Source organism: Biostraticola tofi (assembly GCF_004343195.1).
GTDB lineage: Bacteria > Pseudomonadota > Gammaproteobacteria > Enterobacterales > Enterobacteriaceae > Biostraticola > Biostraticola tofi.
Map to the genome: position 1 here is coordinate 70,459 of NZ_SMCR01000014.1, position 17,976 is coordinate 88,434.

Below are 17,976 nucleotides of genomic sequence, written 5' to 3' on the forward strand. Positions count from 1 at the left end.
GTCAGGTACGTTTATACTGCTGGTAGCGTTTCTCCAGCTGTTTGAGCTGATCTATCCGGGCGTCATAGCGTGCCTGCTCCAGGCTGCCGAGCCTGACCAGTGAGCTGGCATTGCTCAGCGCCCTGATGGCCTGATCGAACTTGCCGCTGAGGGATAACTGTTCGGCTCGGGCCGCCAGTTCCTGATCGCGCTTGCCTAGGGCTGCGCTGGCCTGGGCCAGCAGATCCCAGGCGTTGCTGTCGTCCGGATGATTGAAGGTATAGCGGTTGAGCAGTCTCACTGCGTCGGCATTGCGCTTGGCTTCGACATACGCATTGGCCAGATTCAACGACAGGACCGGATTGACGTTGCTTCCTTGACTCTGCACCACTTTTTCCAATCGGCTGACGGCTCGGGAGGACTGGTTTTGTCCCAGGTCGATATCGGTCATCAGGTCCAGAAACCAGACATTGGACGGCTGCTTGACCAGTAAGGGCTGCAGCGTCGCTGCCGCCTGATCATATTTTTTCGCCTGGTAAAACAGCACTGCTTCACCATAGCTGGCGGCGATCCGTTGACGGGCATTGCCCTTTTGCCAGACGGCGATCAGTTCGTCGCTCAGCACGGTATTGCCTACGCTGTACATGCCGAGCGTTCGCGCTTTGGCCAGATAGAACTCCTGCGATGAATCCAGCACTTTATGCGTCATCTGATTGGCCCGGTTGCGCGCGTCCGACAGCCGACTCATCGGCAGCGGATGGGTAAGCAGCATTTCCGGCGGCGCGGTGGAATAGCGCGTCTGATCGGCCAGTTTCTGCAGGAAATCGGGCATCGCCTGCGGGTCGTAGCCGGCACGCTGCAAAACCTGCAGCCCGATACGGTCCGCTTCCTGCTCGTTGGACTGGGTAAAGCTGATGATGCCCTGCTGGGTGCCGGCAAGGGTGCCGCTCAGCGCGGCCATGCCCATTTGCGGATTGGCCATGGTCAGCAGTATCGACCCCAGCGCGCCGGCCCAGGTAAGTGGCGCATTACGTCGCTGGTCTTCCATGGCGCGGGCCAGATGGCGCTGGGTGACATGGGAAATTTCATGGGCCAGTACCGACGCCAGTTCGCTCTCATTTTCGGTGTAGCGGAACAGGGCGGAGTGGATCACCACGTTGCCGCCAAAGAAGGCAAAGGCGTTGAGCTCGTTACTGCGGATGAGATAGAAATGAAACGGTGTGCGCACCGAGTTGGCATTGGCGACCAGGCTGCCGCCTAAATGATTGATATAGGTGACCAGTAGCGGATCATTGATAAGCGGGGCACCGTCGCGCATCTGGCGTACATAGAAATCCCCCATCTGCAGCTCTTGGGCAATGCTCAGCGTACTGCCGGCAGTGGTGCCCATATCGGGCAGCAAATCCTGCTGTTCATCAACCGCCGAAGCCGGCAGACTGCCGCCTGCTGTCATCAAGACCGTCAGTAGCAACGTGATAATCGGTTTTCGCAGCCGAATTGACATGTAAACATTCCTAAACTCAACCAATGCGCTGTTAAATCCGTCCCCGGTGCGGGTGCTCTGGTGGCGTACCGTCGGGCGGGCCTTGAATATCGTCTGCAGCCCGCCCGTCAGCTTTTCAGCTGTGGTACTCAGGCATTCTGAACATAGGCCAGGACGATGTCGTGATGATTGCTGGTCTTGAAATCATCGAACACATTCTCGATTTTGCCAGTTCCATCGATTAAAAAGCTGATGCGATGGATACCGTCATAGGTCTTACCCATGAAGCTTTTTTCACCCCACACCCCAAACTCGGCGGCAACCTGATGGTCCTCATCAGACAGCAGGGTAAAATTAAGCAATTCCTTTTCGACAAAACGCGACAGTTTTTCCGGTTTGTCGGTGCTGATGCCCAGGACTTCAACCCCGGCTTTTTTCAGTTCATCCATGTTATCGCGCAAACCACATGCCTGGACGGTACAGCCAGGCGTCATGGCCTTGGGATAAAAATAGACCAGTACACGCTGTCCGTGGAAGTCGGTCAGACTGACCTGCTCGCCGTCCTGGTCAGGCAGACTAAATTTCGGTGCGAAATCACCGGCTTTCAGTGGCGTCATTGTAATACTCCGTCTCGTTCTTGATATTGAGGATGATTCACCACACTAATACTGCCTTGCGCGTTCAATTCTGTACAGAGTTGATGGAAGGTATGTTCAATGGTGGTTGCCGCGCCTGCGGCCGGGCCATGTGCGGTCAGCTGGATATGCAGCCGGGGGGCATCTCCCCGACCGGCCGGATGGGTGCGGGAGACCAGTTCGGCGATATCCATCTGATGACTGTCGAAAAGATCGGTGAAGCGCTCAATCAGGTGCGCAGAGTCATTCACTGCTACTTTGACCCAGACGGTGGTCGGCATCGGCTGCCGCTGGTGGGCGCTGGTGCGCTTCATCACAATCAGTAAATCCAACTCGCCTCCCTTGGGCGGCAGGGTGGACTCTATCTGGGCAATCGCGTTCCAGCTGCCCGATAACAGCATGATAAACGTAAACTCTTCGCCCAGCATCGCCAGCCGGCTATCTTCGATATTGCATCCGCAACTGCTCACGTGACGCGTAATGGCATTGACGATCCCCGGGCGGTCGGTGCCCAGTGCAGTGATGACCAGATAGTGTTGCTGTGGCTGTGGCAAAATGGCGCTTCCTGTCCGGCTGGATGTGATTTACATGGTAACCCTAAAAAAAACCTGCTGCCAAGCAGCCAGAGGGCGGATGTTTGCTTGCTTTTGGATAGGTGACAAAAGTACCATGAATAACCTGTTTGTGGAGGGATGGTCAATGTTTACGGGAAGCATAGTTGCACTGGTTACGCCGATGGACGAAAAGGGCGCCGTCGATCGAGTCAGTCTGAGAAAATTAATCGATTATCATGTGGCCAGTGGCACCTCGGCGATTGTTTCCGTCGGGACAACCGGTGAGTCATCCACCTTGAGTCATGAAGAACATGGCGATGTGGTCAAGCTGACCGTTGAGTTAAGCGATGGCCGCATTCCGGTGATTGCCGGTACCGGCGCAAATTCAACCGCGGAAGGGATATCGCTGACCCAGCGTTTTCACCAGAGTGGAGTGGTCGGATGCCTGACCGTGACGCCCTATTATAACCGGCCGACTCAGGAAGGCCTGTTCCAGCATTTCAAGTCGATAGCCGAGCACACCGATTTACCGCAGATTCTTTATAACGTTCCCTCCCGCACCGGTTGCGATATGCTGCCCGAAACGGTAGGTCGCCTATCACGCGTTAAAAATATTGTCGCTATTAAGGAAGCCACGGGGAACTTAAGTCGCGTCAGCCAGATCCAAGAGCTGGTTGAAGATGACTTTATCCTGCTGAGCGGTGACGATTCCAGCGGACTGGATTTTATGCAGCTTGGCGGTAAAGGGGTGATTTCGGTGACGGCGAATATCGCCGCCCGTGAAATGGCTGAGCTCTGCGCTCTGGCAGCGCAGGGTAACTTCAGTGAAGCTCGCCGCCTCAACCAACTGCTGATGCCGCTTCATCAGAAATTATTTATAGAACCCAACCCAATACCCGTAAAATGGGCCTGTAAAGCATTGGGATTAATGGCAACCGACACGATGCGTTTGCCGATGACGCCTCTGACCGAGGCTTCGGGCCTTATTGTCAGGCAAGCGCTATCGGATGCCGGCTTGCTATAACTCTGTTAGGGAGAATTGATGGCTTATTCATTACAAAAGTCGATGGTGGCAAAAGTGGTAGGCGCATCTCTGTTCATGCTGCTTGCGGCCTGTTCCAGCGATCAACGCTACAAACGTCAGGTTAACGGCAATGAAGAATACCTGAAAGCACCGGCTCTGCACCCGCTAAACAGCCCATCCGGTATGATCCTGCCTTTGGCGCGCGGCGACTATGATGTCCCGCCGGCTGCGACCAATGGCCGCATCGGCAAACAACTGGATGTGCGCCCGCCAGCGCAGCCTCTGGCTTTGTTGAATGGCTCACGCACGCAGTATAATGGCGATACCGCCCTCATTGTGCTGGAGAACAGCGCTCAGAACCGCGATATGTGGTCGCAGGTGGTAGCGGTAGTCCAGAGCAATGGCTACACCATCGTTTCACGCCAGGATGCCAGCCAGACGCTTAATACTGATTGGGTTGCCTGGTCTCGCGCCGATGAAGACAACCAGTATCGCGGCCAGTATCAAATCAGTATCCGCACTGAAGGCTATCAAACGTCGCTGATGGTCAAGTCACTGCGCCTTGAGCAGCAACAGGTAACGGTGACCAACCAGGCGATCATTCAGCGCTATACCGTTGAAATGCTCAATAACGTGGCGCGCGGTCTGGAGAAGCTCAGCGATGAGCGCGATAGCCAGCGTGCCCTTGGGCAGACCGCCGATATGAGCGTGATAAGCGGCGCCGATGAGACCGGCCTGCCGCTGCTGGTGGTACGCGCGCCTTATACCGCCGTTTGGGATCGCCTGCCGCCGGCGCTGGAAAAAATGGGCATGAAGGTCAAGGATCGCAGTCGCCCGCTGGGCACCCTGTCTCTGACCTACAGTGCGCCGGGAAGCAGCACCTGGGATTCTCTGGGCGCTAAAGATCCTGATCTGGTCAATGGTGACTACAAATTGCAGGTGGGCGATCTGGAGAACCGCAGCACGCTGCAGTTTACCGATCCAAAAGGACATACCCTCACCCAGTCGCAGAACGATGCGCTGGTATCGGTGTTCCAGGCTGCATTCGGCCAGACACTCACCCGTTAAACCAAAAAGGGGCCCCGGCCCCTTTTATCATTTACAGTCGAGCTCTATCTGCCACTGGAGTAAGTAAAGATGCAAAAGTTAGCTGAGTTGTATCGCGGAAAAGCGAAAACGGTCCACACTACCGAGGATCCGGATTTGCTGATATTGGAATTCCGCAATGATACGTCAGCACTGGATGGCCAGCGTATCGAACAGCTTGATCGCAAAGGAATGGTTAATAATAAATTCAACTATTTCATTATGAATAAACTGGCCGCAGCCGGTATCCCGACCCAAATCGTCAGCCTGCTTTCCGATAACGAAGTGCTGGTGAAAAAGCTGGATATGGTGCCGGTCGAATGCGTGGTGCGCAATCGCGCCGCGGGTTCACTGGTCAAGCGCCTGGGCGTTGAAGAGGGCATCGAGCTCAATCCGCCTCTGTTCGATCTGTTCTTGAAGAACGATGCCATGCACGACCCGATGATCAATGAGTCCTACTGCCAGACCTTCGGCTGGGTCACGCCGGAAAACCTGGCTCGAATGAAACAGTTGACGTACCAGGCCAATGAGGTACTGACGAAAATCTTTGATGACGCCGGCCTTATCCTGGTGGATTTCAAGCTTGAATTCGGCCTGTTCAAGGGCGAAGTGGTGCTGGGCGATGAGTTTTCCCCGGACGGCAGCCGCCTGTGGGATAAAAATACCCTGAACAAGATGGACAAGGATCGTTTCCGTCAGAGTTTGGGAGGCGTGATAGAAGCCTATGAGGAAGTCGCCCAGCGTATTGGCGTAAAATTGGACTAACCGCGCAATCGATTACGCTGCTACTTGCTATCCGTTCTGGTCCAGGCCACGCCACCGCCGGCGTGGCCAAAATATGCTATCCTCCAATCATTCATCTGAACATTGTGGGGTAGGCCATGCGTTGGCAAGGACGTCGCGAAAGCGATAACGTGGAAGACAGGCGCGGCCAGTCATCAGGCTCTGGCGGCGGTATACGGATACCTATTCGCGGCAAGGGCGGCGTGGTGCTGCTTATCGTGGTGGTGGTGGCCGGCTATTATGGCGTTGACCTGACACCGCTGCTGACCGGGGACTCAACCCCGTCTTCCCAGAGCAGTGCCGTCGGTATCAGCCCTAATGAAAGCGAGGCGGCAAAATTTACCTCTGTGATAACCGCCACCACCGAAGATACCTGGCAGGAGATATTCCGTCAGCAGGGCCAGACCTGGCAGCCGCCTACGCTGGTTATGTATCGCGGAGCGACCACTACCGGTTGCGGCACCGGTCAATCGGTAATGGGGCCGTTTTATTGCCCGGCCGATCGCAAAGTGTATATTGACCTGTCCTTTTACGATGAAATGAAAAGTTCGCTGGGTGCTGACGGCGATTTCGCCCAGGGTTATGTTATCGCCCACGAGGTCGGCCACCATGTGCAGAATCTGCTGGGGATCGAGCAAAAGGTCAGACAGCAGCAGCAAGGCGCCAGCCAGGCACAGGTCAATCAGTTGTCGGTGAAAATGGAATTGCAGGCTGACTGTTTTGCCGGGGTCTGGGGCAACAGCATGCAGAAACAGCAGATCCTGGAAGCGGGCGATCTTGAAGAGGCGCTGAATGCCGCCAAGGCCATCGGTGATGACCGCCTGCAGCAGCAGGGGCAAGGCCGTGTGGTTCCCGACAGTTTCACCCACGGCACCTCTGAGCAGCGATATACCTGGTTTAAACGCGGTTTTGACAGCGGCGATATGACACAGTGTAATACTTTTGCCAGCCGCTAAGGTTTTTCAGGGAAAGTAGATGAATTTTTTAGATCCGACCATGCTCATTTTGCTGGGCCTGGCCGCCCTTGGCATCATCAGCAACAACTCCACCGTTACCGTGGCGATACTGGTCTTGCTGATAATCCGCCTCACGCCGATGAACCAGTACTTTCCCTGGGTCGAAAAACAGGGATTAACCATTGGGATTATTATTCTGACCATCGGCGTAATGGCGCCGATCGCCAGTGGCACTATTTCTGCAGGCAGTGTATTTCAGTCATTCCTCAGTTGGAAATCGCTGCTGGCGATAGCCATCGGCGTGCTGGTGTCCTGGCTGGGTGGCCGCGGGGTTTCGCTGATGTCCAGTCAGCCTTCGATAGTGGCCGGCCTGTTGGTTGGTACTGTAATGGGGGTGGCACTGTTTCGCGGCGTACCGGTCGGGCCATTGATCGCGGCGGGCCTGCTGTCGATGATTATCGGTAAAAGCTGATATGGGCTTGGCCTTCCCTGTCGGCAGTGAAACTACGCTTAACGAATTAACCCGGCAAATGGGGCACTGTGGCATACGCCGTCTGATGGTGCTGTCCGGTGATGCTGAGTGGGCGGGGGAGCGCGCTGCGCATCTCAGGCAACTATTACCTGGCGACTGGCTATGGGCTGGTCCGCAACCGCTCTGGCAACCGTCCTGTCTGCCGGCGGCGATGACCGGTTTGCTGGGCAGGGAATTCCGGCATGGGGTATTCGATGCCCGTTGCGGGCTGCATGCGGAAGCCCTGGCCGCTTTGGCCGGCACATTGACCGCCGGCAGCTGGCTGGTGCTGCTGGCGCCGGCATGGGATGCCTGGCCGACGACAATTGACCAGGACTCCCGTCGCTGGAATGAGGGGGCTCACCCGATAGCCACTCCCCATTTTATCCGTCATTTGCAGCAAAGCCTGCTGGCGAGCGCCGAAACGCTGATTGTTCATCAGCATCGGGCCGCGCCGGCACTGACTGCGGTCAGCCGCCCGCGCTGGCAGGCACCGACCGGTAAACCGACGGCCCGCCAACAGCAACTGGTCGAGGAACTCGTCAGTGCCGGGCCGGGCAATTGGATTGTCACAGCTGCGCGCGGACGCGGTAAATCGACCCTGGCGGGCATGTTCACCGCCAGCATGCCCGGGCGCTGCCGAGTGACGGCGCCTTCAAGAGCGGCTGCTCAGGTGCTGCTTGACTATGGCGATTGTCCGCCGCCTTTTTTTGCCCCCGATGCGCTACTGGCCGAATGGGCATCACTGCCGACGGTAGACTGGTTGATTATCGATGAAGCGGCGGCAATACCGATGCCGGTGCTGCGGCGATTGACAGCGCTATGTCCGCGGGTGTTGATGACCACGACGGTGCAGGGATATGAAGGAACCGGTCGCGGCTTTGTGCTCAAATTCTGTCCCACCCTTGACCGCCCCCATTTCCGGGTGCTGGACCAGCCGCTTCGCTGGGCGCAGGATGACCCGCTGGAACAGTGGCTCATATCGGCGCTGTGGTTTGATGATCGGCCAACCCTGGCAGAGGCCGATGCAGACAGCGGTCAACACCCGGAAGAGAGGTCTGAATCCACAGCTAAAGCATCTATCCCAATGGAATCGGCTGTCAATGCCTCTCTTTCACGGGAATCCAATGCTGAGCCGGAAAGGATATCAACGTCTGAATCTGTCTCTGAATCGGTATACGATTTCGGATCTGAATACCTTGAATCGGCTGAGCACCGTATTCGCTGCTGGCCGCAGGATTATCTGCAGTGTCATCCGCTGCGGATGAAGGCGCTATATCAACTGCTGACGGCTGCTCATTACCGCACTTCGCCGCTGGATCTGCGCCGACTGATGGATGCTGCGGGCATGCATTTCATGGCGGCTGTCGACAGCGGCCGCCTGTTGGCTGCGCTATGGCTGGTAGATGAAGGCGGTTTGCCGCCAGGCCTGGCTCATGAAATATGGGCCGGCAGACGACGGCCGCCGGGTAATCTGGTGGCGCAATCCCTGGCAGCTCACGGCGACGAATGGCAGGCCCCGGTACTGCGGTCGCGGCGGATTAGCCGTATCGCCGTAACACCGGGCCAGCGCCGTCGGGGTATAGGGCTTGAGCTAGTTCAACAGGCGGTTGCAGCAGCGGGAGACCGTGATTTCCTGTCGGTCAGCTTCGGTTACACTGACTCGCTATGGCGATTCTGGCGCAGTGCCGGGTTCGAGCTGGTGCGAATCGGTACTCATCTGGAAGCCAGCAGTGGCTGCTATAACGCGATGGCACTGCTGCCGATAAGTCAACGGGGCCGAGAGCTGACGTTGAGAGCCGCGGCACGCTTTGTCAGGGACTGGTCAGAAAAAAAACACCCTATGGAAACAGTGGCGGAAGATGACTGGCGCTGCCTGGCAGGGTTTGCATTCGCCCACCGTCCAGCCGATGTATGCCTGCCGGCGCTCAGGCGCCTGCTTGGCGCAAGCGGACTGCCGCTGCCGTTGTTGCGACAGTGGGCAGCCCAAGGGCCATTGATGCCGTCAGCCTCTTTCCAGGCCAAGCCTGCCGGCAGAAAAGCCTGGCTTGCCGAGATGAGGCAGGAAGCGGCCGAGGCAATGTGGCTGCTTGATCGTGAGACTTGCCTGCAATGGCAAGCCTGGAGTGCCCCCGGCGGATATGTGACGTCGTCTGCTGCCGGGGATGGCGTTATTTTTTCTTAGGCCAGTCATCGTCCTGTTCATCCCACTTGGCATTATTGTCGCGATGAGGCGGCAGCTCGGGACGATCGTCCATAAAGCGCTTATGATCAACCCGCCTCAGCTCTTTGATGCCGCTGATGATCATACCGGCCAACACCAATAAAATAATCCACCAATAATCCGCTAACCAGCCCATCGCATCACTCCTTTTCGACATTCAGTATGTATTGGTTAAACAGGTCGGGAAGATGGGGGATAAGCCATTCTTCTCCTGCCACATCCTGTTCTGTCCATGAAGCCAGTATAAGATCGGGCGTCAGTTGCTGCATAGCCAGCTGCGCCAGCGGCCGGTAGCTGAGGTGCCAGGGTTCAGGCGCCACGCCGCCGCGATACACCTCATAGGGGCGGTAAAAATCATAATCCGCCATATGGCGGCCAAGCCAGGCGGTCAGATCGGCAAAATAGCCGCCGGTCAGATATTCTCCGGGCTCCAGCTGCAGCGTTTTCCCTGCCGGCAGCGCATCAGGATCAAAGATATCCAGATCGGTGCCCCAATGATGGCGGCTGGCACCCGGCAACGCCGACCAATGCAGGATGGCATGACAGCGTGCTTCAACCGTCATTTTCCGCGCGTCCAGCGGTCGGGAGTTACTATCCAATAATGGTCGCTCGGCGCGGAATTTGCCATTCCATATCAGTCGTTGTCGCTCAAAATCACGAAAACTACTGGCAGGCTGCAGATTGAAGCCCTGTCGGCGCGCCGATTGCTGCAGTCCGGCAAACGCCGTGGCTGCTTCGGCCTGCAAACGGTGGTTGCCTGACCCTGTGACCGGCACCAGATGCCCATCGGCCTTGCCGGTCAGCATGTGAGGAGTCATCATGCGATAAGTTGCTCCATGATACGTTGATACATCCGGCTCAGCAGCTGCAAATCAGCGGCATTGACGCACTCATTGACCTTATGGATGGTGCTGTTCACCGGGCCCAGTTCGACGACTTGAGCGCCCATACGTGCAATGAATCGGCCATCGGAAGTCCCACCAGTGGTTTCTAGGCCCGGGGTAAATTCCTGATAATGCTCGACGGCATTGACTACCGCTGCGACCAATTCGCCTTCGGCGGTCAGGAACGGCTGCCCTGACAACCACCAGTTGATGTGGTAGTCCAGACCATGTCGCTGCATCAGCGCCTCTACCCGCTCACGGATCTGCTGATCGGTCAACTCGGTGCTAAAACGGAAGTTGAACTGTACCGCCAGCTCACCGGGAATGACATTGTTGCTGCCGGTGCCGGCATGGATATTGGCAATCTGCATGGTGGTCGGCGGGAAGAACGCATTGCCCTCGTCCCAGCGGATCGATACCAGTTCGCTGAGGGCGGCCAGCGCCCGGTGGACGGGATTATCAGCAAGATGGGGATAGGCAACATGCCCCTGGACACCCCTGACCGTCAGATTGGCGGTCAGGGAGCCACGGCGGCCGTTTTTGACCACATCGCCCAGTTTGGCGGTGCTGGACGGCTCGCCTACCAGGCAATAATCCAGGCGTTCGTTACGCGCCATCAGCGCATCCACAACCTTCACGGTGCCGTTTACAGCGCTGGCCTCTTCGTCTGAGGTAATGAGAAAGGCCAGACGTCCGCAGTGATCGGGATATTGCGCCACGAAACGCTCGGCGGCGACGACCATCGCGGCAAGGGAACCTTTCATATCGGCAGCGCCGCGGCCATAAAGCATGCCGTCTCGCAAGGCCGGCTCAAACGGAGGATTATTCCACTGGCTGGCATCACCGCCCGGGACCACATCGGTATGGCCGGCAAAAGCCAGGGTGCGTCCCTGACCACGCCAGGCCCAGAAATTGCGGGTGTCATTGAAGTCCATGGCTTCAACAGTGAAACCTATCGCTTCAAGCTTTTCGATCATCAGCGTCTGGCAGCCTGCATCATCGGGACTCAAAGACGGTCGCTTGATCAATTGCTGAGCGAGTTCCAGTACAGGGCATGACATAATCAGGCCTCCTTGGCGATAAATTGCTGATATTGCAGCGGATAAAACCCAACCAGTATCGCGCCGTCGGGTGCTTGCAGCACCGGACGTTTAATCAGCGCCGGCTGGCTTAGCATCAATGCCTGGGCGTTATCGACCGTGGCCGCGGATAAACGTTGTTCATCTGAAAGCTTGCGCCAGGTAGTGCCGCGGGTGTTCAGCAAGGTCCGCCAGTCGCAGCGGCGGGTAAATTCCGCCAGCAGGCTGGCGCTTATCCCATCGGTCCGATAGTCATGAAATCGATAATCCACCTGCTGTTCATCAAGCCAGCGGCGCGCTTTTTTTATGGTATCGCAGTTTTTGATGCCATAGAGAATGTAGTGGGGATGCTGTAAATCATCAGACATACGAAAATGCCACCTTAAACTGAATAATTAGTCCTCTCATTACGTAGGTCTTGATGGGCGTAAAGAGGGAGTGATCTCCGGTTATAATGAGGGAAAATGCTGTTGGGATCCAGTAAAAGGCCGATCTAATCAAATTGATAAATAACAGGTTCATTCCTATCTTATACAGGCGTGGTGTATTAACTTAATTAGCCGATTTATTAAATGATTTTTAACGATTGGACATTGTTGATAATCCAGGATCAATAAAACATTTAAATTAATTGATTACTCATGTAAGTATGATGAGATGTGGTTGCTCTTATTAATATTCATAATTTCACAGTAATGTTTAACTGTCTTTGTATTATAGGTTATATGTCCATATAATAGCCTGAAAAGACGAAATGAGGTTGATATGGTCAATACCGAAGTTGCCCTTTGGAAAGATTTTATAGACGCAATGCTGCGCAAGTCATGATCATTCTGGCTATTAATCTGAAGAGTTGTTGTAGCTAATGCTCTGTCACAGCAGCTATAGCTGATGCTTTTTCATCGCAGCTATAGCTGACGCTCTTTCATAGCAGCTATAGCTGATGCTTTTTCATCGCAGTTATAGCTGATGCTTTTTCATAGCAGTTGTAGCTGATGCCCTGTCATCATAAGGCCACTGATACAGCTGGCCTTATTGATTCGGCTTGTGCCGGCTGCAGCGCTTTATTCGGCTGCATCCTTTGAGACCATTCCTTCAGGCGACAGCCGTACCGCCGGTTCTGCATTCGCATGGCCGGGAAAGCGACGACGTATCAGAACGAAAAATAGCGGGATAAAATAGACTGCCAGGATCGTGGCGGATACCATGCCGCCTATGACCCCGGTACCCACCGCATGCTGGCTGGCCGAACCTGCGCCCTGACTGGTAGCCATAGGTAAAACGCCGAATACGAAAGCCAGTGATGTCATGATTATCGGACGCAGCCTCATTCTGGAGGCTTCAAGCGTCGCTTCCAGCAAGTCTTGCCCACGGCTGTGGAGTTCATTGGCAAATTCTACTATCAGAATCGCGTTTTTGGCCGCGAGCCCGATGACCGTCAGCATGCCTACCTGGAAATAAACATCATTCTCCAGCCCGCGCATCCAGGTAGCCAGTAACGCCCCCAGCACGCCCAGCGGTACCACCAGCATCACCGAAAACGGAATAGACCAGCTTTCATAAAGCGCTGCCAGGCACAAAAAAACCACCAGCAGGGAAATTGCGTAAAGCGCAGGCGCCTGGGCACCCGACATCCGTTCCTGATAGGACATACCGGTCCATTCGAGTCCCATGCCGTTGGGCAGGCTGGCAACCTGTTTTTCCATTTCCAGCATCGCAGCGCCGCTACTGACACCCGGGGCGGCTTCGCCGACGATCTCCAGAGAAGAGTAGCCGTTGTAACGTTCCAGTCGCGGGGCACCATATTCCCATTTTGAGGAAGAAAAAGCGGAGAAGGGGACCATACTTCCTTTGTCATTCCGAACATACCAGCGGTAGATATCATCGGGCAGCATGCGATATTTGGCCGCCGACTGCACATACACCCTTTTTACCCGGCCGCGATCGACAAAATCATTCACATAAGTGGATCCCCAGGCGGTTTTAAGCGTGTCATTGATGTCATCAACCGACACCCCCAGCGCCTGGGCCTTACGCTGGTCGATATCAATCTGCAACTGCGGGCTGTCATCTAAACCGTTATGTCTTACCCGGGTCAGCAACGGCGATGTTGCTGCGCTTGCCAGCAACCGATCGCGGGCCGCCATCAGCGCCTGATGTCCGGCACCGCTGTGGTCTTGCAGGTTGAAGTTGAACCCGGCGGCATTGCCCAGCCCCGAGATGGCCGCCGGGTTGTTGGCCAGCACCCGTGCTTCGGTTATCTTGCTGAATTCCCGAGTGGCGCGTTCGATAATGGCAAAAGACTTGTCAGCAGGGCTGTTGCGTTGACTCCAATCCTTGAGTCGGATAAACAGACGGGCCACGTTCTGGCCATTGCCGCCAGGTCCGGAGCCGACGGTTGAAAATACCGACAGCACGTTTTCTTTTTCCTGGGTAAGAAAATAGTTTTCCACCTTAGCCACCACTTTCAGCGTCTGCTGCTGGGTAGAACCGGTGGGCAGCTGTACCTGCGCCATAAATACCCCCCGGTCTTCATCAGGCAAAAAGGAGGTGGGAAGATGCAGAAACAGCCCGGTCATTACCGCCAGCAGCACCCCGTACAGCAACAGCCAGCGTATGCTGCGCTGCATGATTTTTCCGACCCCTCGCTTGTAGCCGAGTGTCATTTTATCGAACTGGCGATTGAACGCGCCGAAAAAGCCTTTGCGGCTATGATGATGGCCTTTTACCGCAGGTTTCAGCAATGTGGCGCAAAGGGCCGGCGTCAGTATCAGGGCGACCAGTACCGACAATGCCATTGCCGCGACGATAGTGACTGAAAATTGCCGGTAGATGGCGCCGGTCGTGCCGCCGAAAAACGCCATAGGCACAAATACGGCCGACAGCACCAGGGTAATCCCTACCAGCGCTCCCTGAATCTGCCCCATTGATTTTCGCGTGGCTTCGCGCGGCGACAGCCCTTCCTCTGCCATCACCCGTTCGACGTTTTCCACCACCACGATGGCATCATCCACCAGCAGCCCAATGGCCAGCACTACGGCGAACATGCTCAGCGTATTGACGCTGTAGCCGAACATCCACAGCACGGCAAAGGTGCCGCACAGTACCACCGGCACCGCTATCGTCGGTATCAGCGTGGCGCGCAGGTTCTGCAAGAACAGATACATGACCAGGAAAACCAGCACAATGGCTTCCAGCAGGGTTTTGACCACGTCTTTTATCGACGCACTGACAAAGGGGGCGGTTTCGAAGGCGACCTTGGCCTCCAGCCCATGGGGAAAAAACGGCGCCAGCTCCTCAATTTTCTTTTTGACGGCAATATTGGTCGCCAACTCATTGGCGCCGGATGCCAGTTTAATGCCGATGCCGGATGCGGCCATGCCATTGTAGCGGCTGAGATAGTCATAATTTTCAGAACCAATCTCTACCGTGGCAACTTGCCCCAGCAACACCGCCGAACCGTCTGTATTGACCCGCAAGGTCATATCCCTGAATTGCTCTGGCGTCTGCAGCTGTGACTGGGCATTGATGGTTGCGTTCAGCGCCTGATTGTCCACCGAGGGTGTCCCGCCGAGCTGTCCCACTGACACCTGGCTATTTTGCGATTGGATAGCTGAAACCACGTCACCGGTAGTCAGGCTATACTGGTTCAGTGCGTCAGGATTAAGCCAGATACGCATGGCATATTGCGAACCATAGGCATCAATGCTGCCGACGCCATTCACCCGGCTCAGTGGCTCCTGGATGTGGCTCACTACATAGTCGGAGATATCCTGCTTATCCATCGTCCCATCGGTGGAGACGAAGGCTATCATCATCAAATTACTGTCGCCGGTTTTCGATACCGTCACTCCCTGGCTTTGGACTGCCTGGGGTAAGCGCCGCAACGCAGCCTGCAATTGGTTCTGTACTTGCTGCATCGCTTCGTTGGGGTTGGTCCCGGCCTGAAATGTCAGGGTGGTGGTGGCCCGGCCGGTGTTACTGCTCTGCGAGGCCATATACAGCAGGTTGTCCAGGCCTGTCATATTCTGTTCGATAATCTGAGTGACCGTATTTTCCAGCGTCTGAGCTGACGCGCCGGGGTAATTGGCTGCAATACGAATGGTCGGCGGCGCCAGGCGCGGATATTGCTCGACCGGAAGCGAAAATAAAGCCAGTGTGCCCGTCAGGCAGACAATAATCGCCAGCACCCAGGCGAAGATGGGGCGATCCACAAAAAAATTAGCCATTAACTAGAAACCTTAAGGCGACAGGCCTGTATTATACGGACGAGATACACCTCGTCTTTATACTCTACGCGTTAGAGAGTCAAAATAATGTGGAGAAATAAAGGAGATAATGTAAAAAAGTGATTGCCCTAGCGCCGTGTGATACCTGCTGCCGGTAACTATCTACGGTAATACGGAGCTGATTACACTAAAAAGTATGCGCTATGATACACCGTTATAAGCCGCATCATTCAGTCAATGGAAAAGTCTAATGTCATTAAAGATTAATATCATAGAGAATCGGCTATTGTCGGATCACTGGTTTGTTCTGCGTAAATACGTCTATGACCTCGTGCGAAAGGATGGTACCGGCCTGCGGCAGATGCGTGAAGTCTATGATCGGGGAAATGGCGCTACGCTGCTGTTATACAACACGGCTACTAACTGCGTACTGCTGATCCGGCAGTTCCGTATGCCGACATTTGTTAACGGCAATCCCGACGGTATGCTGATTGAAGCCTGCGCCGGCCTGCTCGATCTTGATTCTCCGGAAGAGTGCATCCGCCGTGAAGCAATGGAAGAGACCGGCTATAAGGTAGGGGAGGTCACTAAGCTGTTTTCAGCCTATATGTCGCCCGGGGGTGTTACTGAACAGGTGCACTTTTTTGCCGCCGCCTATCAGGATTCTCAACGGGATAACGCGGGCGGCGGGGTGGATGACGAAGATATAGAAGTGCTGGAACTGCCGTTCCCAGAGGCAATGGCGATGGTGGCCGATGGCCGTATTCAGGATGGGAAAACCATAATACTGCTGCAGCAGGCGTTAATAAATGGCTGGCTGACGGCGTGAAAATGGGCAATTTTCTCACGCTGGCGATCGATCTGCTAAATAACATGCTTGCGCTATATTAGAAAATTGAGCCCATAATGGCTGCTTGATAAATAAGGCAGCCATTTTAAGATGAACTCATTATTTAGATGGGCGGATTTATAAAATAAACTCATATTTATGACTGGCTGGTAATTACGGCGGGTACGCGTAGGGTACTCATGTTTTTTTAGCCTGAAGTGTGTTTAACGCGTTATCCTGTATACTTTAGCTGAGCCAGCGAATACAGATCTATAATAGCGTTGGTTCAACTTTGCCGCCTTTTGTTTCATTTCCCGCTTGAAGATGGGGGTCTCTCAGGTGTCAGCCCGTAAAAAAGCCGAAGCGCATAGGCACTTCGGCTGTTTATGGCTGCCTGGCTCAGTGCGTTACTTGGCACCTTGCCCAGCGCCGCGTCTCGTTACCCAGGCGCGGCGTGGTGTCCGGCGCCGCCTCAGCCCAGCAGGCCGCGGGCTTTTTCCAGTACGTTGTCGGCGGTAAAGCCGAACAGCTTGAACAGCTCCTCAGCCGGCGCCGACTCGCCAAAGCCGGTCATGCCGATGATAGCCCCGTTCAGGCCGACATACTTGTACCAGTAGTCCGCTATCCCGGCTTCTATCGCCAGGCGCGCGCTGACCGCCGCCGGCAGCACCGATTCCCGGTAGGCCGCATCCTGGCGGTCGAACACATCGGTCGACGGCAGCGACACCACCCGTACCCGGCGTCCTTCCGCGCTCAGGGTTTCCCAGGCGCTGACCGCCAGCTCCACTTCCGAGCCGGTGGCGATGATGATGAGCTCCGGCACCCCGTCGCCGTCTTTCAGCACATAGCCACCGCGGGCCACGTCCGCCAGCTGCTGCGCGTCGCGCGATTGCTGGGCCAGGCTCTGCCGCGACAGGATGAGCGCCGTCGGCCCGTCATGGCGCTCTATCGCCGCTTTCCAGGCAATGGCGGTTTCCACCTGGTCGCACGGCCGCCAGTTGCTCATGTTCGGCGTCAGGCGCAGGCTGGCCAGCTGCTCGACCGGCTGATGGGTCGGACCGTCTTCCCCCAGGCCGATGGAGTCATGGGTATACACCATGATATGGCGGGCCTTCATCAGCGCCGCCATGCGCACTGCGTTGCGGGCGTACTCGACAAACATCAGGAAGGTCGCGGTATAGGGCACGAAACCGCCGTGGTGGGCGATGCCGTTGGCAATGGCGGTCATGCCGAACTCGCGCACCCCGTAATGGATATAGTTGCCGGTCGCATCATCGGCAATCGATACCGACTTTGACCACAGCGTCAGGTTGCTCGGCGCCAGGTCGGCAGAGCCGCCCAGCAACTCGGGCAGCAGCGGGCCGTAGGCTTCCAGGGCATTCTGCGAGGCCTTGCGGCTGGCAATCTTGGCCGGATTGGCCTGCAGCTGCTCGATGATGCGCCGGGTCTCGGTCTGCCAGCTGGCCGGCAGCTCGCCGTTCATCCGGCGGGTAAATTCCGCCGCCAGCTCAGGGTATTCGCGCGCATAGGCCGCCCGCTTTTCGTTCCAGGCCGCTTCTTTTTGCGCCCCGGCGGCTTTGGCATCCCAGTCCTGATAGATGGCGTCGGCAATCACGAACGGACCGTCGGTCCAGCCCAGCTGCTGCCGGGTGGCGGCCACTTCGTCGGCGCCGAGCGGGGCGCCATGGGCGCCATGGGTGCCGGCCTTGTTGGGCGAGCC

The 17,976-nt window shown here is 56.0% G+C and carries 16 protein-coding genes; 7 read left to right on the plus strand and 9 right to left on the minus strand.

Translation table 11 applies throughout. From position 1 onward, the window contains the following. Position 1: 1 nt before the first annotated feature. The 3 genes from bepA to EDC52_RS18495 all read right to left on the minus strand — a co-directional run bounded on the left by bepA (position 2) and on the right by EDC52_RS18495 (position 2,651). Complete coding sequence (gene bepA / locus EDC52_RS18485) at positions 2-1,483, minus strand: beta-barrel assembly-enhancing protease (RefSeq protein ID WP_131867621.1); 1,482 nt, start codon at positions 1,481-1,483, stop codon at positions 2-4. A 128-nt stretch (positions 1,484-1,611) separates the two neighbouring features. Further along, the gene (bcp, locus tag EDC52_RS18490) at positions 1,612-2,079 is read right to left on the minus strand and encodes a thioredoxin-dependent thiol peroxidase (RefSeq protein WP_131867623.1); all 468 of its coding nucleotides are present in this window, start codon (positions 2,077-2,079) and stop codon (positions 1,612-1,614) included. Beyond that, positions 2,076-2,651, minus strand: a complete 576-nt coding sequence (locus EDC52_RS18495; protein ID WP_131867625.1) for a glycine cleavage system transcriptional repressor — start codon at positions 2,649-2,651, stop codon at positions 2,076-2,078. Before EDC52_RS18495 ends, bcp begins: the two co-directional genes overlap by 4 nt. A gap of 145 nt (positions 2,652-2,796) precedes the next feature. Here EDC52_RS18495 and dapA point away from each other — a divergent pair, with 145 nt between their 5' ends. From dapA to EDC52_RS18525, 6 genes are all read left to right on the plus strand, one after another. Beyond that, a complete protein-coding gene (gene dapA, locus EDC52_RS18500; protein WP_131867627.1) occupies positions 2,797-3,675 on the plus strand; it encodes a 4-hydroxy-tetrahydrodipicolinate synthase in 879 nt (292 codons plus the stop codon). An 18-nt stretch (positions 3,676-3,693) separates the two neighbouring features. Continuing rightward, the gene (gene bamC, locus EDC52_RS18505) at positions 3,694-4,743 is read left to right on the plus strand and encodes an outer membrane protein assembly factor BamC (RefSeq protein ID WP_131867629.1); all 1,050 of its coding nucleotides are present in this window, start codon (positions 3,694-3,696) and stop codon (positions 4,741-4,743) included. Between the two features lie 69 nt (positions 4,744-4,812). Then, positions 4,813-5,526: a phosphoribosylaminoimidazolesuccinocarboxamide synthase gene (gene purC, locus EDC52_RS18510; protein ID WP_131867631.1), complete on the plus strand. Its 714-nt coding sequence runs from the start codon at positions 4,813-4,815 to the stop codon at positions 5,524-5,526. Between the two features lie 116 nt (positions 5,527-5,642). Then, a complete protein-coding gene (gene ypfJ / locus EDC52_RS18515) occupies positions 5,643-6,500 on the plus strand; it encodes a KPN_02809 family neutral zinc metallopeptidase (protein ID WP_131867633.1) in 858 nt (285 codons plus the stop codon). A gap of 19 nt (positions 6,501-6,519) precedes the next feature. Then, on the plus strand, positions 6,520-6,972 hold the full coding sequence (locus tag EDC52_RS18520; RefSeq protein ID WP_131867635.1) for a DUF441 domain-containing protein: 453 nt from the start codon (positions 6,520-6,522) through the stop codon (positions 6,970-6,972). Positions 6,973-6,979: 7 nt separating this feature from the next. Then, complete coding sequence (locus tag EDC52_RS18525; protein WP_165911762.1) at positions 6,980-9,196, plus strand: tRNA(Met) cytidine acetyltransferase TmcA; 2,217 nt, start codon at positions 6,980-6,982, stop codon at positions 9,194-9,196. Here EDC52_RS18525 and EDC52_RS18530 read toward each other — a convergent pair. From EDC52_RS18530 to acrD, 5 genes are all read right to left on the minus strand, one after another. Further along, positions 9,183-9,371 carry a YpfN family protein gene (locus EDC52_RS18530; RefSeq protein WP_131867639.1) on the minus strand — a complete coding sequence of 63 codons (189 nt, stop codon included), beginning with the start codon at positions 9,369-9,371 and terminating at the stop codon, positions 9,183-9,185. The genes EDC52_RS18525 and EDC52_RS18530 overlap by 14 nt on opposite strands. A 4-nt stretch (positions 9,372-9,375) precedes the next feature. After that, positions 9,376-10,056: a M15 family metallopeptidase gene (locus EDC52_RS18535; protein WP_131867641.1), complete on the minus strand. Its 681-nt coding sequence runs from the start codon at positions 10,054-10,056 to the stop codon at positions 9,376-9,378. Next, positions 10,053-11,180 carry a succinyl-diaminopimelate desuccinylase gene (dapE, locus tag EDC52_RS18540; RefSeq protein ID WP_131867642.1) on the minus strand — a complete coding sequence of 376 codons (1,128 nt, stop codon included), beginning with the start codon at positions 11,178-11,180 and terminating at the stop codon, positions 10,053-10,055. The genes EDC52_RS18535 and dapE overlap by 4 nt, the downstream gene beginning before the upstream one ends. A gap of 2 nt (positions 11,181-11,182) precedes the next feature. Further along, positions 11,183-11,566 carry an ArsC family reductase gene (locus EDC52_RS18545; RefSeq protein ID WP_131867644.1) on the minus strand — a complete coding sequence of 128 codons (384 nt, stop codon included), beginning with the start codon at positions 11,564-11,566 and terminating at the stop codon, positions 11,183-11,185. A 696-nt stretch (positions 11,567-12,262) separates the two neighbouring features. Next, entirely contained in the window at positions 12,263-15,427 is a 3,165-nt protein-coding gene (gene acrD, locus EDC52_RS18550; protein ID WP_131867646.1) for a multidrug efflux RND transporter permease AcrD, read from the minus strand. A 250-nt stretch (positions 15,428-15,677) separates the two neighbouring features. Here acrD and nudK point away from each other — a divergent pair, with 250 nt between their 5' ends. After that, entirely contained in the window at positions 15,678-16,256 is a 579-nt protein-coding gene (nudK, locus tag EDC52_RS18555; RefSeq protein ID WP_131867648.1) for a GDP-mannose pyrophosphatase NudK, read from the plus strand. Between the two features lie 472 nt (positions 16,257-16,728). Here the strand turns inward: nudK and EDC52_RS18560 are convergent. Beyond that, positions 16,729-17,976 (minus strand): transketolase family protein (locus EDC52_RS18560; RefSeq protein WP_268990513.1); only part of this gene is annotated, 1,248 nt, incomplete at its 5' end.